This window comes from Sorangium sp. So ce131, from assembly GCF_051519095.1.
Taxonomy (GTDB): Bacteria; Myxococcota_A; Polyangia; order Polyangiales; family Polyangiaceae; genus Sorangium.
Genome location: NZ_CP150455.1, coordinates 3,141,781 through 3,164,052, shown reverse-complemented (window position 1 = coordinate 3,164,052; position 22,272 = coordinate 3,141,781). Strand labels below are relative to the sequence as shown.

The window sequence follows — 22,272 nt, the reverse complement described above, 5'->3', positions numbered from 1 at the left end:
CCGCATGGACGCCTGCCTGATCTGCCTGGGCGAGAGCCCGCCCGACGACGCCGGAGGCCGCTACCACCGCGCCTGCCTGCGCCAGCTGTTCGGCGTCGAGGAGGCGCCGAGGATCGACCTGGATCTCCTCCACCTGCCAGCCCGGATCGAGCCCGAGATCGGCAAGATGTCGATCTCAGGCATGCAGCGAAAGGCGTTGATGCGGTTGTCAAAGGACAGGAGCCGCCTCGAGGTCGCCGAAAAGACCAGCCGTTACATCCTCAAGCCGCAGCTCGAGAGGTACACCCACGTGCCCGAGAACGAGCACGCGAGCATGCGCATCGCTGCCCTGACCGGCATGCAGGTGCCCCACCTCGGCCTGTTTCACCTCGCGGACGGGAGCCTCGCCTACGTTATCCAGCGCTACGATCGTACGAGCCGCAAGGCTCGGCGAAAGCTCCACCAAGAGGACTTCTGCCAGCTCGCTGGTCGCCCTGCTCACGAGCGCGGTCAGGGAACCGCAGCCGAGTGCGCGGCGCTGGTAGCGCGGTACTGCGGCGAGCCCGAGGTCGAGCTCCGCCGTCTCTATCAGCACCTGCTCGTCGCCTACTGGATCGGCAACGGCGACCTGCACCTCAAGAACCTCTCGCTTCTGCGCGGCGAGGACGGCATCTACCGGCTTGCGCCGGCCTATGACCTGATCTGCACCTGGATCTACGGCGACAAGACGCTCGCGCTGCCGCTCGGGATTCGCAACCGAGATCTGCGCCGTCACCACTGGCTCGACTTCGCCGAGCAGCACGCTCGCCTCTCACGCGCCGAGGCCGCGGCGATCCTCGACGCGATGCTCGGCTGCACGAGCGAAGCGCTGGCCTTGCTGCGCCGCTCGCCGATGCCGGACGAGCTGCGGGCGAGCTACGCGCGCCTCTTGAGAAAGCGTAGCCGCGCGCTCGCGTGACGCCGTCCCTCTCTCGACCCAGCCCGGCAGCGCTCCCGCGCTCCCGCCCCTACCCCGCCTTCTCCGGCGCCTTCCGCCGCAGCCCGATCAGGAACAGCTCCACGCTGTTCGCGCGTGTCCCCTCCGGACGGATGCTCCGGACCTCCTCGAACAGCTTCCGCAGCGCCTCGCGGGCCTTCACGAAGTCCTCGCTCATGAAGATCTTCCCGACGAACGCGCCGCCCGGCGCGAGCAGCGCCTCGGCCACGGCCACGGCGCGCATGAACAGCTCGTAGCTGCGCGCCTGGTCGGCGATCTTGCTGCCGCTCGTCGCGGGCGCCATGTCCGACAGCACCACGTCATACGGCGCGAGCTGCGCGAGCGCCTCGTTCGTGAGCGACAGCGCGTCGCCCTGCACCACCGTCGCCGTCGGACCGAGCGCCGTCGTGATCGGCGACAGATCCACCGCGAGCAGCTTGCCCTTCGCGCCGATCCGCTGCGCCGCGTACATCGACCACGAGCCGGGCGCGGCGCCCAGATCGAGCACGCGCTGGCCAGGGCGGAGCAGCCGCACCCGGCGGTCGATCTCCTCGAGCTTGAAGATGCTGCGGGCAGGATAGCCCTGCGCCTTCGCCGCCTTCGTGAAGGCGTCGGGGCGCTTGTACGGGTTCCGGGGCTTCTGGCTCACGGGCCGCCTTCGGGAGGGCTCCGCCGGCGGGGCGCGCGCGCTCGCGCAGCGTCGCGCGCGCTCCACCAGCAAGCGGCCGGGCTCAGCCGCCCTTCTTCTTGGTCGGCTGCTGCACCGGCACGATCCCCTTGCCGCCGCGCTTCTTCACGGCGCCGCGGATCGTGACCACCTGGTTCTTCGGGCCGGGCACCGGGCCCTCGATGAGGATGAGGTTGTCCTCGGGGAGGAGCTTCGCGATCTTGAGGTTCAGCGCGCTCACCGTCTCGTCGCCGTAGTGGCCGGGCATCTTCAGGCCGGGCAGCGTGCGGCCCGGGGTCATGTTCGTACCGATCGAGCCGCCGTGGCGGAAGTACTCGTGGGTGCCGTGCGAGTTGACCGCGCCGGCGAAGCTCCACCGGCGGATGACGCCGCTGAAGCCGCGGCCGCGCGTGCGGCCCTGCGCGTCCACGCGCTGACCGACCTCGAACACCTCGTCGACCTTGAGCGCCTGCCCCACCTCGTACTTCGCCGCGTACTCGGGGCTGCAGCGCAGCTCGCGCACCACGCGCTTCGGCGTCTGCCCCGCCTTCTTGAAGGCGCCGGCGAGCGGCTTCGACGTGTGCCGCTCCGCCCGCTCGCCCAGGCCGAGGATCAGGGCGCTGTAGCCGTCCTTCTCGAGGGTGCGCTTGCCGACGACGACGCAGCCCGCCTGCACGACCGTGCAGCGCAGGACCTCGCCCGTCTCGTTGAAGATCTGCGTCATGCCGATCTTCTTGCCGATGATGCCGGGATGCTGATTCATGATGCGATCGCTTTCTCGCTCCGCCTGGGGGGTGCTGGACCTGGATGCGCGCGCGGCACGCCGCGAGCGCCGATCCCCTCGGCGCGCCTCATGTCGAGCCGGTTCGGAGCGAATGAACCGGGGCGGTAACCCGCCGGGCGCGTTGGGGGGCGCAGAGCTTACTCACGGAGCCCCCGAAGGGAAGCGAAAGTTGACGCTCGCCGAGTAAGTTGGCTCACATCAACCAGCCGCCCGGGGCGCGCGCCGCATCAGAGGGCCGAGCTCTGCCGTATGCCGCGACGCTTCACCTCGTCGGCGTCGCCTCGCTGCGCCCTCCGGCTGCGTCGTCCGGCTGCCTCCTCCCGCGGCGTCATCCCGCATCCCACGACGGACATTGTCCGTCTGCTGGGACATTGTCCGACTCTCCATGCCGTCGCCGTAACGCGCCGCCGGCCGCACATTACATGCTCGGAGGTCATGGATGACAGACATCGTCGCTCAGGATGAACCGCGCAACGTGGAGCATCTCATGGATCGTTACTGGTTCCTGCTGAGGGGCGGGGGGTTTGGCGCCGCCGAGGACGGCGCGGGCGCGGGCGGAACACAGGTGGTCCGCGACGGCGAGTTCGTGGTGGTGAGCATCGAGGCGAAGGCGCTCGGATGGCCCGAGGGGACGTTGCTCTTCCGGTTCAGGTCGGAGACGGCGCCCTGCGTCGCGTGCGTCGATCGCGCGGCGGCTATCGCGCGCCAGCGCACGCACGGCTCGCTCACCTCGAGCGACGTGCGCGAGATGCTCCGCTTCGCCGTGGCCCGCTGCGCCGCCGCGGGCATCGACGTGGCCCACGCCCCGGCGCGCGACGCCGTCGAGGCGGTCGAGGCGGCCGCCCCCGCGTCGCGCCGCGCGGCGCGGGACAGGGCGATCGGCGGGCGGCGTTATGACGCCGAGCTCTGGCTCATCCTCTGAGCCCGCGCGCCGCGAGGCGCCGCCGCCTCACGCGCCGACCACGTTGATCGTCGCCTTGATCATCGCCATCCAGCACTGAAGCACCATCTTCCCTTCCTTCTCCGGGGTGACGGCGACCTCGACCGGGACGTTGAGCGGCAGATCCTTCTCGATCTTCAGATCGGGAATCGCGATCGCCTTCAGACACTCGCTCTTCGTGGTCCGCGTGAAGCGGAGCACCACCGGCTCCCCCTTCTTCAGCTCGATGGTCGACGGCGAGAAGCCGCTGTCGTTCACCGCGATGTCCACGCGCTTCACGTCCGGCGGCGCGGCAGGCTCGGCCACGGCGGCCGGCGCCGAAGGCTGCGCCTCCTCGGCGGGCTCGGCGGGCTTGCTGCAAGCGAGGGACGAGACGGCGAGGGCCAGAGCGGCGAGGCAGAACGAGCGGCGCATGGGAGCGCGTTCTTACCCGGCGAGAAAAGGACGTCAAGCGCCCCCACCGCGGCCGCCCCGGGCAAACGCGGGCCAGCGCGCAGCCCGCGCGCAGCCCGCGCGCAGCCCGCGCGAGGCTCGTACGCCCCTTCCGCGGAGGGAGCGCGCTCGCCAGGAGGGCGGCCGATCAGAAGCGGCCGGAGAGGATCTGTAGAATCGAGGAGAAGAGGTTGAAGAAGTTGAGGTAGAGGTCGAGCGCGCCGCCGACGGTGTCCTCTTCGTCCGAGTGCAGCAGCCGCGACGTGTTGAATAGGACGTACCCCCCGAACAGGAGGACGGAGACGCTCGAGATCGCCAGCCCGAGCGCCGTGCTCCCGAGCAGGAGGTTGAGCAGCATGGCGCCGAGGACGACCATGGATCCCATCACCAGCCCGCTGATGAGGAACGAGAGATCGTCCCTCGTGAGCAGGACACCCAGGGTGAGGCTGCCGAACGTGAGGACCGCCAGGATGAAGGCGTCCCGCGCCGGGGCCGCCGACAGCGTGCCGCCGAGGCCCGCGGCCGCCTGCGCCATGTACAGCGCGGGAGCCAGCGTGACGCCGAGGATCACCGCCATCCCGAAGAGCGCGACCACGTTGACGCCGGGCACGCGGCGCACCGCGCGGGCGCCGCACATCACCGCGATGGCGATCAGCATGGCGAGGATCGGGTGCTGCGCGAAGAGCTCGACCGCGGGCGGCATCACGTCCGCCGCCGCCTCCTCGGCGTCCGGCGCCCCGACGTAGAGCGCGCACATCGCCCCGATGGCGGACACGACCAGGCTCGCCGTGAAGAGCCCGTATACCCTCTTGAGGTAGTCGATGCGCAGCGCCACTTTCGGGTTCGCCGGCGCGCTCGCCTCCATCGACTTCGCCTGGGGAAGATTCATCTGCTGCGCCCCTCCTTGCCGGGCGACCCGCTGCGGCCGCGAGCCGGACTAGTCGTGCACCATTCGCCTGGGACGCGCAAGATCGCGCCGCGACCGCCCCGGCGCCGCGCCGCGACCGCCCCGGCGCCGCGCGCGCCCACGGAAAATCACACCCCGACGGCATGGCCGGCCCGTGTGATCTCGTCGGGGGATGTGATCCGCGCGGCGTACCGCGCCGCCGCGCCAGGTTGTGTCGGGCGGCACGCTCGTGTACCAAAGAGCTGCGCCGGATCGCGAGCGCGCCGCGCAGGGGGCCAGGAGGACGAGGACGAATGCAGGTTTCGACGATCGCCGTGGCCGACGTCCAGCCGGCGACAGCGCCCCTGCCGGAGTTCGACAACGCCGCGGCGCTCCAGGGCCTGCTGGTCGCGCGCGTCGAGGCCGCCTTCCGGCACCGCCTGCCGCTCGTCGGACGCACGGCCCTGCACCCGCTCGTCCAGGCGGCGCACACGGCGTACACCCAGCGTTATCCCCTCGTGCTGTCGCCCGACGTGATCTGGTTCTGCCTCGCGCGGGGCTTCACGCTCCACCTCGCCACGAACGACGCGCAGCGGCGCCGCTTCCTCGCGGAGGACCGCGAGTTCGAGCTCCACATCGACCGGCCGGACTTCAAGCTCGGCAGCGCGAACCCGTGGCCCCTCGTGTTTCCGGACTTTTTCGCCCAGATTTCGGCGCGCATTGACCGGCTCTGGGGGCTCGTGACAGGCAATTTCTCCACCACGGGTCCGGTCGAGCGGCTCTCGTCGGCGCTCACGGTGACAACCCCGTTCGCCCCCCATTACGAGGGAGACCCGCCGTTCCCGGGCGACATGGTGCGCCCCGAGCGCGGGATCCCGCGCGTCTACCTGCTCGGCACGTCCGACGACTGGCGCTGGGTCCGGCAGCGCGCGGCGGCGTTCGGCGCCTTCGGGCAGGAGCGGTGGATCGCCGCGCTCCTGCCCGTGCTCGACCAGATCGCCGCGTCCTCCGAGGGGCGGCCCGATACGATGTTCTGGCGCGCGTTCTTCCGGTACGAGGACCCGGCGGACGAGCTCACGGGCTGGATCCACGTGCTGTTCCCCTACCTGCGCGCCTGGCCGAACGACTACTTCGCCCCGAACCCCTACGTCGCCACCTGGCACGATCGATGGCTGGTGGCAGAGACCCGGAGCGCCCCGCTCGGAGGGCTCGGGAACGCGCAGGGCCCCGGGCTCTCCGAGGTGCCGCCCGGGCTGACGAGCACCGAGCTGTGCCTCGTCGATCAGAGCCGCCTCGAGCACCCCCTGGAGCTCATCAGCGGCTTGATCGGCGTCACGCAGGACCCGCATTCCCTCGCGCTCATTCCCGAGTTCGTGTGGGCAGTCACGGACCGCGCGCCCGGCGCCGCGGCCGAACACGCGGCCTAGGCACCCTGAACGGCGCGGCGCGCGCGCTCACCAGGTGACGCGGGTAGGACATGCGCGCCACCCCTGCGACTCGCAGATCCCGCGCGCAGTTCGGCATGGACGGCCAGCTCACCGTGGCCTAGGATTGCGAGGTCGGCGGTGAGGCGCGCCGCGCGCCGGTTGCTGCAGCCGATACGGAGGCGTTTGTGGCCGAAGGCAAGTTCGCCCTGCTCGAGGTGCCGGATCTGAATGGTGGACAGCCGTCCTACCTCCGCCTCGGCACCGCCGCGCCGCTGGGCGAGAGCCCGGGCGACGACCTCGCCGAGCGGATTCAGACGTTCATCGACGACGAGCGCAAGCGGGACGGCTGCCCGGACTTCGTGCCGGTGGCCGAGCGCAAGGCCGAGACCGCGAAGCTGCACACGAAGGGCGGGTGGCGCGACCACTCCGACGGCAACCGCATCTCGACGACCCAGGGCGACAAGATCGAGGTGATCCAGGGGAACTACCGCATGCTCGTCCTCTGCCGCGGCGAGCGCCAGGCCGGCTGGGACGTGTCGGGCGGGCACATCACCGAGGTGAGCGAGACCTTCGGCGGCGGCACCACCATCGAGTGGGTGCAGGACTACGGCGGGACGTGGAAGGTCGTGGAGACGACCGTCAAGGGCGAGGTGCAAACCACCTTCCACGGCGACGTCACGGACTATTACTACGGAAAGATCAAGTACAGCCAGACCGGCACGGACACGTTCCCCACGCTGAACGTCATCGACGACTACCTCGACGACACGAACCCGTCCAAGCCCCAGGCGATCCCCACCGAGAACCCCGAGATCCTCGAGCGCACGTGGGCGAAGAGCATCGAGTCCTACACGGGCTCGGAGACGCTGCCGGTGCCCACGATCAAGGACGTGACCTGGGCGGACACGATGGAGTCGGAGACACACGCCAAGTCGATGTCCGACAAGACCTTCGTGAAGGGCGCGTCGACCTCCGAGACGGAGGCCGAGTCGATCACCTCGTCCACCAAGGTCGAGGGGACCATGAAGGACACGACCGACGCCGGAAGGATCGAGAGCTCGACCACGGCGGACAAGATCGTCTCCGTGACCCACGCCGAGACCGAGGACGAGATGTACGGCAACGCGAACTCCTTCACGCTGGGCAACAGCCTGACCACCGTCGTGGGGGTCGAGTCGACGATCAACGTCGGCGTGGTCACGGAGGTCGTCGTGGGGGCGATGGCCGAGGCCACGCTCGGCGGAGAGGTGACCCTCGTGGTCGGGGGCACGGTCGAGGTGACGGTCGGCGCGACATTGTCGAGCACCATCGGCCCGACGGTCGAGTTCTCCGTCGGGCCCACGCTCGAGCTGGGGACCACGAGCGCGGAGCTCCACCTGAGCAAGACGGAGCTCTCGCTCACACGCAAGGTCCTCGCGGGGATGAATATCTACCTCTGACACGGCGCGAGGCCGAGCCCTGCCCAGCTGCGGAGCATCCCATGTCCGAAGGCAAGTACGCGATCCTCTACGTGCCCGACGAGAGCGGCGACAAGTCGTCCTACCTGCGCATCGGCGCCACCGAGGACGATCCGTTCACGTGGCGCGACTACACCGATGGCAACCGCGTCACGACCACGCGGGGCGACAAGATCGAGGTGATCGGCGGCAACTACAAGCTGAACGTCATGGGGCGCCGTGAGTTCCAGTCCGGCTCGGAGGTGGAGGACGACGCGAGGCTCAAGGAGAAGAGCATCACCTTCCGGGGCGCGAGCGACAACGCCGAGCCGGGGACGAAGCGGATCGACGTCGTGCAGGGCCCCCGCGGGGGGAAGATGCTCCGCGAGAAGGCCGTGAAGGGCGAGGTCCACTCCACCTACCACGGCGACGTCAAGGAGTACCATTACGGCAGCAAGATGACGAGCGTCACCGGCTGGGACCACACGCCGCGCGACCTCGACGAGATCGATCCGAAGGATCCGAAGGGGCCCGTCATGGGGGAGAACCCGGCGATCACCGACAAGACGTGGGCGAAGAGCATCGCGTCCTATACGGGCTCGGAGACGCTGCCGGTGCCCAGGATCAAGGACGTGACCTGGGTGGACACGCTGGAGTCGGAGACACACGCCAAGTCGATGTCCGACAAGACGTTCGTGAAGGGCCCGTCGACCTCCGAGATGGAGGCCGACTCGATCACCTCGTCCACCAAGGTCGAAGGGACCATGAAGGACACGACCGACGCCGGGAGGATCGAGACCTCGACCACGGCGGACAAGATCGTCTCCGTGACCCACGCCGACACCGAGGACGAGAAGTACGGGAACGCGATCTCCTTCACGCTGGGCAACAGCATGACCACCGTCGTGGGGGCCGAGACGACGGTCAACCTCGGGGTGGTCAGCGAGGTGGTGCTCGGGGGCATGGTCGAGGTGACGGTCGGCGTGGAGGCGACCGTCGTCGCGCCGCTCACGGCGGAGGTGACGGTCGGGCTCCAGTCCTCCGTGAACGTCGGCCCGACCATCCAGCACAGCCTCGGCCCCTCGATCGAGCTCGGGCCGAGCAAGACGAAGATCAGCCTGGACCGCAACAAGGCCGCACCCGTCCGCACGCACATCTCCGCGGTCCACCTGATCACGTGACGCGCGAGCCGGCGAACACCACGGATGGCGAACAAGAACCTCACCCCGTTCCTCTTCGGCAGCAAGATCACCTCACGGCGGCCGCCGCAGCCCGAGATGACCTTGATCGTCCGGGCGAAGTTCACGCTCAGGCCCGGCGCGCCGCTCGCGGTGCCCGAAGGCCACCCGGCGCTCGCGCAGGAGACGCTGCGGGGCGACGTGTTCCGCGACGACGATCACGATCAGACGGGCGAGTGCCTGTATCCGAGCGACCTCGCCGACTATAAGCCGCACGCGGACGTGCTCTTGCTCGGCACGTGCCATACGCCGGGCAAGGCGCGGATGACCGAGTGTCCGGTGCGGTTCGGCGTCGGGTCCTGGTCCAAGATCCTGCGCGTGGTCGGCGACCGCGTGTGGATGGACGGCGTGCTCGGGCCCGCGATGAGCGACCCTGTCCCCTTCGTCCGCATGCCGCTCGGCGCCCGGTACAGCTTCGGCGGGCCGGAGCACCCGCAGAACCCCGTGGGCAAGGGCTTCGGGACACGCGAGCTCCCGAACGTCGAGAACGCCGGCGATCTCCTGCTCTCGCGCTCGGACCGCCCGGCCCCGGCGGGCTTCGGGCCCCTGTCGCCGAACGGGCCGGAGCGGCGCGCGAAGGTCGGTAAGAAATACGGCAAATCGTACCACGAGAAGCAGGCGCCGTATTACGCCGAGGACTTCGACTGGACGTACTTCAACGCGGCGCGGCCCGACCAGTGGCTCCCGTACCTGCGCGGGGACGAGGAGCTCCTGTTCCAGAACCTCCACCCGGACGCGGAGATCTTCCGGTCGCGCCTGCCAGGCCTCCGCATCCGCGTGTTCGTGAACGACGACGAGCGCGGCTTCCGGGAGGCGCCGATGCACCTCGACACGCTGCTCGTGGACCTCGACAAGGAGGCCTTGTTCCTCACGTGGCGCGGCCTCGTGGAGGTGAAGGACAAGGAAGACGACGTCTTCCGCTACACGACGCTCGTCGCCTCCGAGCCGCTCGCCGAGCCGCCGCTGCCCGAGGCGCACTACCGGGAGATCCTCCGCCGCTTCGAGGCCGATCCGCTCGAGATCGAGGACAACCTCACGCCGGAGCTGGTGGAGGAGTGGCGGGCGCTGCAAGCGCTGGATCGCAAGGGCGCGGCGGCCGCGCCGCCGCCCGACACGACGGGGCTCGACCCGCTGTCGGCGCTGCTCAAGGCGCGGCTCGGCGACCTCGCGAGGCCGCAGCAGGAGAAGATCCAGAACGTGATGGCGTCGCTCGCTGGGGCGGCGCTGCCCGGAGGGAAGGTCCTCGGCGGCGTCATCGCCGAGGCGCTGCGCAACCTGCCGAAGTGGGCCGAGAGCGCGCCCGCGGCGAGCCCGGGCGCGCCCCCGGTGAGCGACGGGCAGCTCCGGGCCGCCTTCCGGCGGGTCACGCGGGCGGTGGACGAGGCGAAGGCGCTCGCGGCCAAGCGCGGCGTCGCGTTGCCCGGCGCGGAGGCGTGGGACAAGGTCGCCGGGGATCCGCAGCTCGCCGCGATGGGCCTCTCGCCGGACGAGCCGAGCGCGCCGGAGAACCTCACGCCGGGGGGCGATCTCTCGGGGCAGGACCTCAGCGACAAGGACCTGAGCGGCCGCGACCTGACCGGCGCGAACCTCACGGGCGCGATCCTCTCGGGGGCGAACCTCCGGGGCGCCAAGCTGGCGCGGGCGACGCTCCGGCAGGCCGTGCTCTTCGGCGCGGACCTGAGGGAGGCGGACCTCACGGACGCCGACCTGAGCCTCGCGTCGCTGCAGGACGTCTGGGCAGAGCGCGCCGTCTTCCGCGGCGCCGCCCTGGAGAGGGCGTCGTTCGACGGCGCGCGCCTCGGGGGGGCCGATCTCTCGGGGAGCCGCGGAGAGCAGACCATCTTCTCGCGGGCGGACATGACCGGGATCACCGCGAGGGGGGCGGCGTGGCAGGCGACGTTCCTGGAGGGCACCACGCTCGAGCGCGCCGATCTCTCGCAGTCGTCGCTGACACGTTGCTTCATCTCCAAGTGCAACGCGGCCTCCGCCACGTTCGCGGGCGCCACCCTCACGGGCACGAGCTTCGCCGGCTCGGACCTGAGCAAGGCCGTCTTCACGGGCGCGCGCGGCGAAATGAGCGCGTGGATGGGCGCCACCCTCACCGGCACGGATCTCAGCCTTGCCGTCCTGACCGGCAGCCACTTCTCGGAGGCCAGCGCGGAGGGGGCGATCTTCTTCGGGGCCAACCTGCGCGGCGCGCGCTTCTATCGGGCGAACCTCGCGCGGGCCGACTTCACGCGCTCGAACCTCTTCGACGCCGACCTGAACAAGGCGCTCGTCCCCGAGGTGAAGTTCGTGGACGCGAACCTCTACGATGCAAAATTCTACGACACCGCGGGATCCGACTGTGATTTCAGGGGAGCGAACCTGAAGAAGTCCACCCTGGAGCGAAAGCAATGACGCCGGACGAGGTGAAGGAGCGGGTTCGCGCCGGGTTATCCCTCGAGGGGATGACGCTCGGCGATCTGGACCTGCGCGGCGGCGATCTGAGCAAGGCCAACCTGCGCGGCGCGAAGCTCGGCCGGGTGCAGCTCGGGCGCGCGGATCTCTCGGGGGCCGACCTGCGGGGCGCGGAGATCGCGTGGTGCTCGCTCGGCGACGCCGACCTCACGGGCGCCGATCTCGAGGGGGCCAAGTTCATCGAGAGCGATCTCTCGGGCGCGAAGCTCGCCGGCGCGAACCTGACGGGGACCAGCATGGTCCGGGCCCGGCTGAGCGGCGCGAACCTCTCGGGCGCGCGGCTCGCGGGGGCCAACCTGTCCGAGGCGAGGCTCGCGGGGGCGGACCTGGCGAACGCGACGCTGTCGAGCACACGGCTGGATCGCGCGGACCTGTCGGGCGCGCGGCTCGACGGCGCGGCCCTCTCCCACGCCTCGCTCACGAGGGCGAACCTGTCGGGCGCCACGCTGACCGGGGCGCGGATCGAGAGCACGGCGCTCGCGGAGGCGGACCTGCGGCGCGCCGACCTCACCGGCGCCGAGCTCGACGCGGTGGTGCTCGTCAAGGCCGACCTGCGCGACGCCGTGCTGCCGAAGAAGCTCACGAAGACGGTGTTCGACGACGCGCGCCTCGGCCGGACGGATCTCGCCGGGGTGAACCTCGCGGGCTCCGCGCTCGAAGGGATGGACTTCGCCGGGGTGAGCTTCGAGAACGCCGATCTCACGCAGTCGTCGCTCCAGGGCACGAACCTCCGGGGCGCGAGCTTCCGGGGCGCGACGCTCGACCAGACGATGCTCGCCCGGTGCGACCTCACGGGCGCGGACTTCCGCGGCGCGACGCTGAGGTCGTGCATGCTGTTCCAGGCGCGTATGCCCGGCGTGGATCTGTCGGGGAAGGACCTCGAGATGATGGTCTTCTCCGAGGCCGATCTCTCCGGCGCGAACCTCTCGGGGGCGAGGCTCGTGCGCTGCGCGCTGGAGCAGACCAACCTGACCGGCGCGAACCTGACCCGCGCGCTCCTGACGCAGCTCACGATGCGGTTCGCCGTCGTGGAGGGGGTCAATTTCGAGAAGGCGATCTTCGATTGCGTGGACTTCTCGGGGGTGGATCTGACCCGCACTGCGATCGCGGGATTGACCTTCTCGCGCTGCTTCTTCGCGCTCGGGAACCTCGCGGGGATGGATCTCACGGGGTGCAACCTGTCGAACTGCGACTTCAGCCAGTGCAACCTCGAGCGCGCGCGGCTCGACGGCGCCATCCTGACCAACTCGAACTTCAGGGCGGCGAACCTGCGGCACGCCTCGCTGTCGGGCGCGATGGCGAAGACCGCCTTCTTCGGCGAGAGCGTGCTCGCCGGCGCCGCGCTGAAGCAGGCCATGCTGCGCAACGCGATCTTCATGAGGGCCGATCTCTCGGCGGCCAACCTCGCCGGGGCGGACCTCAGGGAGACCTTCTTCAGGGAGGCGCGCGCGACCGAGGCGCTCTTCGTGGGCGTGAAGCTGCAGTATGCCGATCTCTCCCACGCGGACATCTCCGGCGCCGACTTCAGCGGCGCGGACCTGCACCTCGCCAACCTGCACCACGTGCGCGAGGAGAAGACCCGTTATCTGGACGCGAACCTCGCCACGGTGAGGCGCACGGACGTCGATCGGCTGGAGGCCGAGGCCTGGACGCCGCCTGCGCGGCGCTCGTAGAGAAGGAGCCATGTCGATGGGAGCCATGAAGGAGAGTGATCGCGCGGCGGCCGTGCGGCTCGATCCGCCGAGGGGCGACGAGCCCGACCGGCGGGCCCGCGCCGCGGACGTGCTCAGGATCGGCGTGGCGAAGGCCGGCGCCGCGGAGGCCGACGAGGCGGCCCCGGGCAAGGCGGCGGCGCCGAGGAGCGACTACCTGGGCCCCGCGCGGGTCACCGAGGCGGAGGAGGGCCGGATCGCCGTGGAGCTGCCGGGCGGCCAGCCGGCGCGCGTCGAGATGGCGCTCGCGCTGCCCTACGAGCCTGCCGTGGGGGACACGCTGCTCGTCATCGGGCGAGACGAGAAGTACTACGCGATCGGGGTGCTCCACGGGACGGGGCGGACGGTCCTGTCGCTGCCGGGGGACGTGGCGGTCCACGCGAGGGAGGGGGCGCTCTCGCTCTCCGGGGACAAGGGCGTCGAGATCCGGGGGCCGGAGCTCGAGGTCCAGGCGGGCAAGGTCCGGATGGTGGCGGACGCCGTGGTCCAGAAGTTCACCTCGATGTACCAGCGGGTGAGCGCGCTCCTCAGCGTGCAGGCGAGCGAGTCGCACACGATCGTCGAGAAGACGGCGTTCACCAAGGCGAAGAACGCCACGATCCTGACCGAGGAGACGGTCACGGTAAACGGCAAGCAGATCCTGCTGGGATAGGAGGCCGCCGAGATGCTCCCCGTGAACAACAAGGGCGCCGGGCTCAACGCCGGCTTCCCGGACGTGTGCCTGTCGCTGGTGCCCGGGGGGCCGTTCCCCTTCCCCAACTTCTCGCCGAACGCGATGTTCTTCCCGTTCTCGGCGACGGTGGTTGTCTCGGGGCTCCCTGTCCTGACCATCGTGTCGACGTCCCCGATCACGATGGGCGACCAGATGGGCTCGCTGCATTACACGTTCATGGGGCCGGCGCGGCACACGGTCGGCAACCCTCGTGTGCTCGTGAACTTCTTCCACGTGACGACGTTCATCTGTCCGAGGACGGGCAACGCCTTCAACTGCATGATCGGGGTGCAGGTGCTGCCGAGCGTCACCAACGTCTTCGTCACCTACAACGGGGGGGTCGACGGCGAGGCCCGGCCCGCCGGCGGGGTGATGGCGGCCGACGTCGACGCGTTGATCAAGGCGCTCCACGCGTGCGGGAGCACGTCCCCGGTCGAGAGCGGGTGGCTCGCCCCCGGGGTCGGGTACCTGCGCATCAGCACGTTCTCCCTGGACGTGCCGGCGCGGGTCCACACGGCGGTGAGCGCGCTCCAGGAACAAGGGCTGGAGTCGCTCGTCGTGGACGTGCGGGGCAATCCCGGCGGCGAGCTCACGGCGTTCCTCGAGCTCGCGGGCGACTTCCTGGAGCCCGGCAGCGTGCTCGCCCGGGCGGTCGACGCGGACGGGGACGAGATCGTGTACCGCGCCCGCCACCAGAACCCCTGGCGCATGCCGCTGCGCATCCTGGTGGATCGCGGCACGGCCTCGGCGGCGGAGCTCTTCGCCGGGTGCCTGCAGTGGCACGGGCGCGCCGTGGTCGCCGGGGAGCGCACCTACGGCAAGGGGACCGCGCTGAAGCTCGTGCCGGAGCCGACCACGGCGGAGCCGGTGCTCGCGCCGGCGGCGCTGATGACGTTGCCCGGCGGGGAGGCGATCCACGCGGTCGGCGTGACGCCGGACATCGAGATCGTCACCTCGGCGCCGTCATGAGCTCCGCGCTCACGACCTGCCGCTCGACCAGGCGGCGGTAGAGGCCGCCCTCGGCGAGCAGCGCCGCGTGCGCCCCGCTCTGCACGATCGCCCCGCCATCCATCACGAGCACGCGGTCGGCGCCCATCACCGTCGAGAGCCGGTGGGCGATGATCAACGTGGTGCGCCCCTTCATCAGCGCGTCGAGCGCCCCCTTCACGAGGTGCTCGCTCTCGGCGTCGAGCGCGCTCGTCGCCTCGTCGAGCACGAGCAGCCGAGGGTCCTTGAGCACCGCCCGGGCGATCGCGACCCGCTGCTTCTGCCCGCCGGAGAGCTGTACCCCGCGCTCGCCCACGAGCGTCGCGTACCCCTCCGGGAACCTCATGATGAAGTCGTGCGCGTTCGCCGCCCGCGCGGCGGCCTCGATCTCCTCGCGGGTCGCGCCCTCGCGCCCGTAACCGATGTTGTCCGCGATGCTCGTCGCGAAGAGGAGCGGCTCCTGCGCGACGATCCCGATCTGCCGGCGGAGCCAGCCCGGCGAGAGATCGCGCAGGTCGCGCCCGTCGAGCAAGATGCGCCCCTCGTCGGGGTCGTAGAGCCGCAGGAGCAGCGACGCGATCGTCGATTTGCCCGCTCCGGACGACCCGACCAGCGCGATGACCTCGCCGGGCTTGACGGAGAGATCGATGCCCTTGAGCACGGGCACGTCCCTGCGGGACGGGTAGCTGAACCGCACGCCCTCGAGCGCGAGGTGCCCGCTCACGGCGGAGGGCTCGGCGCCGCCGGCGTCGGCCATGGCCGGCCCGCGATCGAGGAGCTCGAAGATGCGCTCGGCGGCGCCGGTCGCCCGCATGAAGTCGGCCCAGAGGTCGCTCAGGCCGCCGAGCGCGAAGGCGACGACCAGCGTGTAGACGAGGAACGAGGTGAGCTCGCCGAGCGTCATGCGGCCGGCGACGACGAGGTGGGCGCCGTACCAGAGCACGAGCGCCGCGGCGCTGTACCCGGCGAACGTCACCAGGGCCATGAACCTCGCCGAGGCGAAGATGCGCTTCTTGGCGAGCGCGAACGAGGCGGAGACCCGGTCCGCGTAACGCTCGGCCTCGTGCGGCTCGGCGGCGAACGCGCGCACGGTGCGGATGCCCGCGAGCGCCTCCTCGGCGACCTCGCTGGCGCGGGCGAGCGAGTCCTGGACGTCGCGGGAGAGCTTGCGGACCTTGCGGCCGTACGACACCGAGCCGATCGCGACGGGGGGTATCACCGCGAGCATCAGCAGGGTGAGCCGGGGGGACGTGTAGAAGAGGAACGCGACGCCGCCGATCACGGACGCGGCGTACCGCAGCGCCATCGAGACGTTGACGCTCACCGAGCTCTGGAGGACGGTCGTGTCCGACGCGAGGCGGTTCGTCAGCTCGCCGGTCCGGTGGTCGTCGAAGAACGCGACCTCCTGCCGGAGGAGGTGCCGGAAGAGGTCCGCCCGCAGCCGGGCGACGACGCGCTCGCCGGCGGTCGAGAAGAGGACGTACCGCAGCCCGACGGCGACAGCCTGGACCACGATGAGGCCCGCCAGCCAGAGGCCCGCCTGGTCGACGGCCTCGATGCCCCGGCCGGGCCCGAGCGCGTCGTCGATGAGCTTGCGGATCACCTGGGGGAGCAGGAGGCTGATCCCGCTGCCGATGGCCAGGCACAACGTGCCGAGGGCGAGCTTGCCGAGCTCGGGGCGGGCGAGGCGGAGGAGACGCCGGAGGTGTGTTGGGTTGGGGCGCGGCCCCTTGCCTGGGCTCTGCATGCAGGCGCGAGCGTAGCAGGCGCGGCGGGGCGGGCGGCCTCAGGTCAGCGCTCAGATCAGCGCTGCTCCGCCCCGCGGCGCTCAGCGCCCCTCGGCGCCGCGGCGCTCAGCGCCCCTCGGCGCCGCGGCGCGGCCACCCCCGTCGGTAGAGCGCGATCGCCAGCGCAAGCGCCACGGCGCCCAGCGCGGCGACGGCGAGCAGCAGCCCCGTCGTGCCCCACCGCCCGAGCGCGCCCGGCACGCCCGGCGCCGCGCCGTCCTCGCCGCGCCGGCTCGCGCCCTGCGCCCGCGGGACGAGCGCGCGCCGCGCGGCCGCGGCCTCGCCGAGCACGCGGCGGACGCCGGCCGCGTCGAGCGAGGCGCCCGGCGGGATCAGGGCGCGCAGCGCGGCCCGCCCCTCGAAGAACGGGGCGCCCTCGCTGCTCCACGCGGCGGGCGCGGCGTCGAGCGCCTCGTCGAGCGCGGCCGGGATCACCTGCTTCACGATCACGTCCGCCGCCGCGGGCGACGCCGCCCGCGCCAGCGCGACGTAGCCGGCGTCCTGGATCCCGCGGCGCAGGCTCTTCAGGCGCATCGACGGGAACACGCCGGGGAAGCCGGCCGAACGCGCGGCGAACTCCCCCCGCTGCGTGCCGGGGTAGAGCAACATGCCGTCGCCGAGGCAGGCGTCGCCGTCTTTGTTGTGGAAATTTTCAGCTACAATAAACGGATCGACTGGCCCTTTGCCGCCGCGGTTGCCGTCGTGCCAGAACGTCGTCTCCCACAGGAACCAGCGGTCCACCTCGTGGGAGGCGGCGATCCAGCCGTTGGCCATCAGGCCGGTGAGCGGCGCGTCGATCATGAAGGTGCCGGTCCGCGGCAGCGCGCCGTTGTACACCCAGAGCCGTTTGCCCGCCTCGCGCGCGGCCCGCGCCCACTCCGAGTCGAAGAGGTTGGCCGGCGTGAGCACGAGATCCACGTCCTGCTTCGCGGGGTGGATCTCGCCGCACGAGTGCCCCACGAGGATGCGCGACGACAGGCGCGATCCGCGGACGAGGCGGCGCCAGCCGGGGCCGCGGGGGCTCTCGCACTGCTCGTCGACCGCATACAGCATCACGTCGTTCACCGAGGGCGGGAGGAGGTCCGCGACGGCCTCGACGCGGGGGAGGGTCTCCTCCTTGGGATCGCCGAAGCCGCCGTACGCGCCGAGCGCCGCCGCGGCGGGGCCGACGCCGGCGCCCGGACCGCGGTAGCCGCGCTCCGGCGTGAAGAGCGAGCCGTCGAGGGCGGCGCGCAGCCGCTCCACCTCGCCGGGGGTCCGGACCGACGCGAAGCCGTCCACGTGGTGCGCGTGGAGCAGCTGCCAGAGCTGCTGCTCGACGGCGGGCCCGTCGCCGACCCGCTTCGCGACCTCGTCGGCCTCGTAGAAGGCGATGAAGTCGACCGGGCTGTACGGCAGCGTCGCCGAGGCGACCTCGAGCCTCAGATCGAGCGTCGTGATCTCGCCGTGCGAGGCCGAGCGGACCACGACCTTGCCCTCGTAGGCGCCGGGGACGGCGCGCTCGGGGACGTGGAGGTCGATCCAGACCGCCCGGGTCTCGCGGGCGCCCACATCGAGCGGGTACGGCGCCCACGGCGGCGCGAGATCGACCGGGATGAGCGCATCCGGGAGGAAGCCGAGGTGCCTGTCGTCGGGCGGCCTCGCGGCCGGGGTCCACCCGAGCGACTCCCCTGCCCTGCGGTCGTTCCGCGACCGCTGCGTGATCTCGACGTAGTGCTCGACGAAGCGTTCGATCACGAAGGCCGGCGCGGCCGCTGCTCCCGGGGCCCCGGCCTGCTGCTGCGGCGCCCCCGGCGCGCCCGGGGCCCCGGCCTGCTGCTGCGGCGCCCCCGGCGCCGTCGCCGGCGCCGCCTCGTCTCGTGCGGGACGGAGCTCCGAGAGCTCGACCTTGACCCCGCGCGCAGGCTCCACGCCTGCCTCGACGATCACCTGGAACGCCACCACCTCCCCGCGCAACGCGCCGAGCCGGATCGGCTCGCCGGGCCACCAGAGCGGGTTTCCTTCGCCGCGCGAGAGCGGCAGGCCGGCGTCCTCCCTGCGGACGCGTGTGCCGTCGTCGACCGCCCAGACCTGCGGGCGCCCGGCGCCACGCTCCTCGGCGGCCGCCGGCAAGTCGTCGGCCGCCCGCAGGGAGGAGCTGGCCGCGAGGAGGAGCGCCGCGGGCAAGAGGGCGAGCGGGCGGGGCATCTCCCTGGTTCTACCCCCCAAGTCGCGCGGAGGTCCACGGCGATGCTCCAGGGTTTCCTCGAACCAGATCCGACGTTGCAGGCGCCGCCGCGGTGCGCGCCGCCGGGGCCGTGCTCTCCCGCGAGACGACGCCGCGCCTCGCGCGCGGAAGCCACGGTTGACAGCGACGCGGGCCTCGGGCCATTTCGCGCCGTGGATCTGACCGAGGCCGCACTGCTCGCGGGCGGCGCCGCCGTGGCGGGCGCCATCAACGCGGTGGCCGGCGGCGGCACGCTGGTGTCGTTCCCCGCGGCGATCGCGGCCGGGCTCTTGCCGCTCGCCGCGAACGCGACGAACGCCGTGGCGCTCACGCCCGCGTCGCTCGCGTCGGCGTGGGCCTACCGCCGCGAGCTGGCCCGCGACGCGCACGTCCTCCGCGTCCTGCTCCTGCCGTCGCTGCTCGGCGGCGTCGTCGGCTCGGGGCTGCTGCTCGCCACGCCGCAGCGCGTGTTCGACGCCGTCGTGCCCGCGCTCGTGCTCCTCGCGACGCTGCTGCTCCTCTGGCAGAACCTGCGCCCGCCGCGGCCCGCCCCCCAGGGCGGCGCGCCGGAGGGCTTCGCCCTGCCCTCGCGGCCGTGGCTCGTGTTCCTGCTCCAGTTCCTCGTGAGCGTCTACGGCGGCTACTTCGGCGCGGGCATCGGCATCATGATGCTGGCGCTCCTCGCCTCGTTCGCGGGCGGCGCGGACATCCACCGGATGAACGCGATCAAGACCGTGCTCGCGAGCCTGATCAACGGCGTCGCGGCGCTCGCGTTCGTGGCCGCGGGCGCGGTCGACGCGGTCGCCACGCCGATCATGATGGTGGCAGCGATCGTCGGCGCGCTCGCCGGCGCGGTGGTGGCCCGGCGGATCGAGCCGAGGAAGGTGCGCTGGTTCGTGGTCGCGCTCGGCCTCGTGCTCACGGCCAAGCTCGCGTGGGACCGGTTCGGCGCGAGCGCCGGCGCCCCCGGGTAGGCCGCTACCGCGGGAGCGCCAGCGCGGCGTGGCGGCCGCTCACAGGCCGACGAGCTGGGGCGGGCAGCTGTACGTGTTGCCCATGTGGGTGACGTCGGTCTGCTGGCCGGAGATGGAGTCCCTGTCGCCGGAGATCGTCGTTCCGGCGTTGGTGTTCTCCAGGACCACGTAGTTGCCGCCCAGGTCATGGGCCTTGTTCTTCATATCGTTCACCGCGCCCTGCTGGAGGTTGGCGTTGCTGGTGAACGGCCCGGAGAGCGACCCGCCCTGCTCCCCGACGACGGTCCCGAGGAATCGGCAGCCCTGGGGCGCGGGCTGCTTGGTGACGATGATCTTCTCCGCGCCCGGGTTGAGCTCCACGGCGGCGCAGGCAGGGAGGACAGAGAACGACAGGAGGACGAGGGCAAACGCGCGAGAGATCTGGGTTTTCATGGCAAGTACCTTCTGCTCTCGTATACGGCGCTCCGCCGCGCTTCTTCCTCGACCCGTGGACGGACCGAGGAGCGCGTCTCACCCGGGCCGCCTCTCGCGCGCTCTCATCGCGCCTCGGTGGGGCGCAGCCCGCAGACGGCGGTCGAGCGCTCACGCCCGGCCGCCCCCCGCGGGCGGCTCACAGGTGCTCGACCCGCCGCAGCCGGTAGGCCCGCCCGTCCCACAGCGAGAACGGCCGCTCGCCGTTCACGAGGACGTCGAAGCCGTGGCGGGCGGCGAGCCGCGCGACGTCGGCCGCGTCGCGCGCGAGGTCGCCGCGGTACGAGTAGTTCAGGATGACGAGCTCCCCGCCCGGCCGAAGCACCCGGCGCGCCTCGGCGACGTGCCGGTCGACGGCCGCCGCGCCCGCGGCGACGAGGTAGGGGAACGAGTCGACCGCGTACACGAGGTCGAAGCGGGCAGGCGGCACGTCGCCGAGATCGACGCCGGACGAGACCGCGAGCACGACGTTCGAGAGCCCCGCGCAGCGGCGCCGCGCCGCCTCGATCATGCGCGGCGCGACGTCGAGCCCCCAGGCCTCGCGCACCCGCGGCGCGAGCGCCGCCTCGAAGCGGCCGATCCCGCAGCCGATCTGCAGGATGGCGCGGTCCTCTCCGATCGATCCCCACCGCTCGAGCAGCTCGACCACCTCCCGCGTCGCCCGCTCGAGGATCGCCGGATCGCCGAGCGAGTACGCGGCGACGCTCGCCTCCTCCGAGCGGGCGCAGAGCTCGTCGAACAGCCGCGCGGCGCGCGCCGGAGCGTCCGCCCCCGCGCCGCCGTCCGCCTCCCGGTGCGCGCCCAGGATCTCCACCACGGTCGCGCACGCGGCGCGCCGCTCCTCCAGGCAACGGCGCAGCGCCGCGAGGCGCGCCGCCGGCTCCCCCGCGCCCTCTCCCCCTCCCCGCCCCGCCGCCGCCCCCGCGGCCTCGATCGCGCGCTCCGCCGCCGCGAGGTCCCCGGCCGCGCCGAGCAGCCGCACGAGGCCGACCTCCGGCGACACCTCGCCGGACAACACGGCCCTCACCGCGCCCTCGAGCTCGCCCTGCCCGGCCTCCTGCCCGCCACCCCGGCCGACCTCCACGCGTGCGCCCCGGTGCCGCAGCCGCCTCCGGTACGTGAACCGATCGACGGCGCCCCACTCGTACTTGTACGGCTCGCGGCCGCGGAGAAAGTCGATGGTCCGCACGCCCTCGCGCGCCGCGTGCTCGATCGCGCTGGCGAACATCGCGAGCCCCGGGCTCAGGACGGCGAACTCCGGATCGAAGCCGCTGAGGTACCACGCGAGCCGGTCCCGCTCGGCGAACCCGTAGAACGAGGCGATGATCCGCCCGTCGAGCCGCAGCCCGAACAGCCGCAGCGCGCCCCGCTCGCACATCCCCTTCGCGACCGCGCGGTGGAACGGCCAGAGCGCCTCGCCGAGCACGCCGCCCTCGCCGCGCGAGGTCCAGCGCGCCCGGTGGGTCGCGAACAGCGCGTCGAGCAGCTCGTCCACGGTCGCCGCCTCGGCCATGTCGACGCGCACCTCCCCGGCCTTCGCGAGCCGCTTCCGCGCCCGGCCGACGCGCGCGCGGATGGCCGGCCAGAGCAGGGCGTCCGGCCCGGCGCCCTCCGGGATCGTGAACCTCGGACACGCCTCGTGCTTCTCGACCTCGTCCGACCAGCCCGGGGGCGCCTCGATCGCGAGCAGGGGCGACGAGGGGCGCAGGTCGCCGAGCTCCACGAGGTCCCACGCGTCGACCCGCTCGCAGAGGCAGGTGAACACCGCCTCCGCGACCGCGCGCTCGTACCCGGGCGCGGCCAGGACGTCGAGGTAGTCGGTGATCCCGGCGCCGAGCAGCGCGACGAGGCGCTCGCCGTTGTAGTGGTGGATCGCGAGGGGGGCGAGGCCGACGAGCCCCTGCTCCGACCAGAAGGCGAGGGTGAGCACCTGCTCGGGCCCGAGCTCGCGGCACCACGGGATCAGCCACTCCGGCCGCTGGAACGTCGTCGCGTCCGGACAGCGGTTCCACAGCGCGTTCCACGGCTCCCGCAGCGCCTCGAGCTCCCCGCGGCGGTACAGCACCTTGACGTCGAGTCGTTCGCTCACCTGGCCTCCGAGAGGGCCGGGCGCTCCCCGCCCGGGCACCTGCGTCCGGCGCCCGACGCGGGCCCCCGGCTCCTCACGGCGGCGTAAGGTCGCAGAGGGGAGCGGCGGC

18 protein-coding genes are annotated in these 22,272 nt (G+C 72.0%); 10 read left to right on the top strand and 8 right to left on the bottom strand.

What is annotated here, in order from left to right:
* Positions 1-4: 4 nt before the first annotated feature.
* Positions 5-937: a type II toxin-antitoxin system HipA family toxin gene (locus WMF43_RS11710; RefSeq protein WP_437679799.1), complete on the top strand. Its 933-nt coding sequence runs from the start codon at positions 5-7 to the stop codon at positions 935-937.
* A 49-nt stretch (positions 938-986) separates the two neighbouring features.
* On the opposite strand, the gene WMF43_RS11705 is transcribed toward WMF43_RS11710, so the two are convergent.
* Together WMF43_RS11705 and rplC are read right to left on the bottom strand one after the other, a co-directional pair.
* Positions 987-1,604, bottom strand: coding sequence for an SAM-dependent methyltransferase (locus WMF43_RS11705; RefSeq protein ID WP_437679798.1), 618 nt, complete (start codon positions 1,602-1,604; stop codon positions 987-989).
* 82 nt (positions 1,605-1,686) lie between these two features.
* Positions 1,687-2,385: a 50S ribosomal protein L3 gene (gene rplC / locus WMF43_RS11700; RefSeq protein ID WP_437679796.1), complete on the bottom strand. Its 699-nt coding sequence runs from the start codon at positions 2,383-2,385 to the stop codon at positions 1,687-1,689.
* Positions 2,386-2,845: 460 nt separating this feature from the next.
* Here rplC and WMF43_RS11695 point away from each other — a divergent pair, with 460 nt between their 5' ends.
* The gene (locus tag WMF43_RS11695) at positions 2,846-3,328 is read left to right on the top strand and encodes a hypothetical protein (protein ID WP_437679794.1); all 483 of its coding nucleotides are present in this window, start codon (positions 2,846-2,848) and stop codon (positions 3,326-3,328) included.
* Positions 3,329-3,355: 27 nt separating this feature from the next.
* On the opposite strand, the gene WMF43_RS11690 is transcribed toward WMF43_RS11695, so the two are convergent.
* On the bottom strand, positions 3,356-3,760 hold the full coding sequence (locus WMF43_RS11690) for a cupredoxin domain-containing protein (protein ID WP_437679792.1): 405 nt from the start codon (positions 3,758-3,760) through the stop codon (positions 3,356-3,358).
* A 166-nt stretch (positions 3,761-3,926) separates the two neighbouring features.
* Positions 3,927-4,667, bottom strand: coding sequence for a Bax inhibitor-1/YccA family protein (locus WMF43_RS11685; RefSeq protein ID WP_437679790.1), 741 nt, complete (start codon positions 4,665-4,667; stop codon positions 3,927-3,929).
* Between the two features lie 311 nt (positions 4,668-4,978).
* Between WMF43_RS11685 and WMF43_RS11680 the strand changes: the two genes are divergently transcribed.
* The 7 genes from WMF43_RS11680 to WMF43_RS11650 all read left to right on the top strand — a co-directional run bounded on the left by WMF43_RS11680 (position 4,979) and on the right by WMF43_RS11650 (position 14,618).
* On the top strand, positions 4,979-6,091 hold the full coding sequence (locus WMF43_RS11680; RefSeq protein WP_437679788.1) for a DUF4419 domain-containing protein: 1,113 nt from the start codon (positions 4,979-4,981) through the stop codon (positions 6,089-6,091).
* Between the two features lie 185 nt (positions 6,092-6,276).
* Positions 6,277-7,530: a hypothetical protein gene (locus WMF43_RS11675; RefSeq protein WP_437679786.1), complete on the top strand. Its 1,254-nt coding sequence runs from the start codon at positions 6,277-6,279 to the stop codon at positions 7,528-7,530.
* Positions 7,531-7,571: 41 nt separating this feature from the next.
* Positions 7,572-8,708 carry a hypothetical protein gene (locus WMF43_RS11670; RefSeq protein ID WP_437679785.1) on the top strand — a complete coding sequence of 379 codons (1,137 nt, stop codon included), beginning with the start codon at positions 7,572-7,574 and terminating at the stop codon, positions 8,706-8,708.
* Positions 8,709-8,732: 24 nt separating this feature from the next.
* A complete protein-coding gene (locus tag WMF43_RS11665) occupies positions 8,733-11,165 on the top strand; it encodes a DUF2169 family type VI secretion system accessory protein (RefSeq protein WP_437679783.1) in 2,433 nt (810 codons plus the stop codon).
* Positions 11,162-12,898 (top strand): pentapeptide repeat-containing protein, encoded by a 1,737-nt coding sequence (locus WMF43_RS11660; RefSeq protein WP_437679781.1) that lies wholly within the window; start codon positions 11,162-11,164, stop codon positions 12,896-12,898. Before WMF43_RS11665 ends, WMF43_RS11660 begins: the two co-directional genes overlap by 4 nt.
* Before the next feature lie 10 nt (positions 12,899-12,908).
* Entirely contained in the window at positions 12,909-13,589 is a 681-nt protein-coding gene (locus tag WMF43_RS11655; protein WP_437679779.1) for a DUF3540 domain-containing protein, read from the top strand.
* Positions 13,590-13,601: 12 nt separating this feature from the next.
* Positions 13,602-14,618 (top strand): S41 family peptidase, encoded by a 1,017-nt coding sequence (locus tag WMF43_RS11650; RefSeq protein WP_437679777.1) that lies wholly within the window; start codon positions 13,602-13,604, stop codon positions 14,616-14,618.
* Here the strand turns inward: WMF43_RS11650 and WMF43_RS11645 are convergent.
* Together WMF43_RS11645 and WMF43_RS11640 are read right to left on the bottom strand one after the other, a co-directional pair.
* Positions 14,599-16,383 carry an ABC transporter ATP-binding protein gene (locus WMF43_RS11645; protein WP_437679776.1) on the bottom strand — a complete coding sequence of 595 codons (1,785 nt, stop codon included), beginning with the start codon at positions 16,381-16,383 and terminating at the stop codon, positions 14,599-14,601. The two genes, WMF43_RS11650 and WMF43_RS11645, sit on opposite strands and share 20 nt — an antisense overlap.
* A 106-nt stretch (positions 16,384-16,489) precedes the next feature.
* A complete protein-coding gene (locus tag WMF43_RS11640; protein ID WP_437679774.1) occupies positions 16,490-18,610 on the bottom strand; it encodes a hypothetical protein in 2,121 nt (706 codons plus the stop codon).
* A 192-nt stretch (positions 18,611-18,802) separates the two neighbouring features.
* On the opposite strand from WMF43_RS11640, the gene WMF43_RS11635 reads away from it, so the two are divergent.
* Positions 18,803-19,603: a sulfite exporter TauE/SafE family protein gene (locus WMF43_RS11635; RefSeq protein WP_437679772.1), complete on the top strand. Its 801-nt coding sequence runs from the start codon at positions 18,803-18,805 to the stop codon at positions 19,601-19,603.
* Between the two features lie 39 nt (positions 19,604-19,642).
* On the opposite strand, the gene WMF43_RS11630 is transcribed toward WMF43_RS11635, so the two are convergent.
* Together WMF43_RS11630 and WMF43_RS11625 are read right to left on the bottom strand one after the other, a co-directional pair.
* The gene (locus WMF43_RS11630) at positions 19,643-20,035 is read right to left on the bottom strand and encodes a DUF4156 domain-containing protein (RefSeq protein ID WP_437679770.1); all 393 of its coding nucleotides are present in this window, start codon (positions 20,033-20,035) and stop codon (positions 19,643-19,645) included.
* A 178-nt stretch (positions 20,036-20,213) separates the two neighbouring features.
* Positions 20,214-22,163: a GNAT family N-acetyltransferase gene (locus WMF43_RS11625; protein WP_437679769.1), complete on the bottom strand. Its 1,950-nt coding sequence runs from the start codon at positions 22,161-22,163 to the stop codon at positions 20,214-20,216.
* Between the last annotated feature and the right edge of the window lie 109 nt (positions 22,164-22,272).

Excerpts from the sequence above, each read along its gene's own strand:
- WMF43_RS11680 (WP_437679788.1), top strand. The coding sequence starts at position 4,979 with ATGCAGGTTTCGACGATCGCCGTGGCCGACGTCCAGCCGGCGACAGCG.
- WMF43_RS11650 (WP_437679777.1), top strand. The coding sequence starts at position 13,602 with ATGCTCCCCGTGAACAACAAGGGCGCCGGGCTCAACGCCGGCTTCCCG.
- WMF43_RS11640 (WP_437679774.1), bottom strand. The coding sequence starts at position 18,610 with ATGCCCCGCCCGCTCGCCCTCTTGCCCGCGGCGCTCCTCCTCGCGGCC.
- rplC (WP_437679796.1), bottom strand. The coding sequence starts at position 2,385 with ATGAATCAGCATCCCGGCATCATCGGCAAGAAGATCGGCATGACGCAG.
- WMF43_RS11670 (WP_437679785.1), top strand. The coding sequence starts at position 7,572 with ATGTCCGAAGGCAAGTACGCGATCCTCTACGTGCCCGACGAGAGCGGC.
- WMF43_RS11665 (WP_437679783.1), top strand. The coding sequence starts at position 8,733 with ATGGCGAACAAGAACCTCACCCCGTTCCTCTTCGGCAGCAAGATCACC.
- WMF43_RS11660 (WP_437679781.1), top strand. The coding sequence starts at position 11,162 with ATGACGCCGGACGAGGTGAAGGAGCGGGTTCGCGCCGGGTTATCCCTC.
- WMF43_RS11655 (WP_437679779.1), top strand. The coding sequence starts at position 12,909 with ATGTCGATGGGAGCCATGAAGGAGAGTGATCGCGCGGCGGCCGTGCGG.
- WMF43_RS11690 (WP_437679792.1), bottom strand. The coding sequence starts at position 3,760 with ATGCGCCGCTCGTTCTGCCTCGCCGCTCTGGCCCTCGCCGTCTCGTCC.
- WMF43_RS11630 (WP_437679770.1), bottom strand. The coding sequence starts at position 20,035 with ATGAAAACCCAGATCTCTCGCGCGTTTGCCCTCGTCCTCCTGTCGTTC.
- WMF43_RS11645 (WP_437679776.1), bottom strand. The coding sequence starts at position 16,383 with ATGCAGAGCCCAGGCAAGGGGCCGCGCCCCAACCCAACACACCTCCGG.
- WMF43_RS11695 (WP_437679794.1), top strand. The coding sequence starts at position 2,846 with ATGACAGACATCGTCGCTCAGGATGAACCGCGCAACGTGGAGCATCTC.
- WMF43_RS11710 (WP_437679799.1), top strand. The coding sequence starts at position 5 with ATGGACGCCTGCCTGATCTGCCTGGGCGAGAGCCCGCCCGACGACGCC.
- WMF43_RS11685 (WP_437679790.1), bottom strand. The coding sequence starts at position 4,667 with ATGAATCTTCCCCAGGCGAAGTCGATGGAGGCGAGCGCGCCGGCGAAC.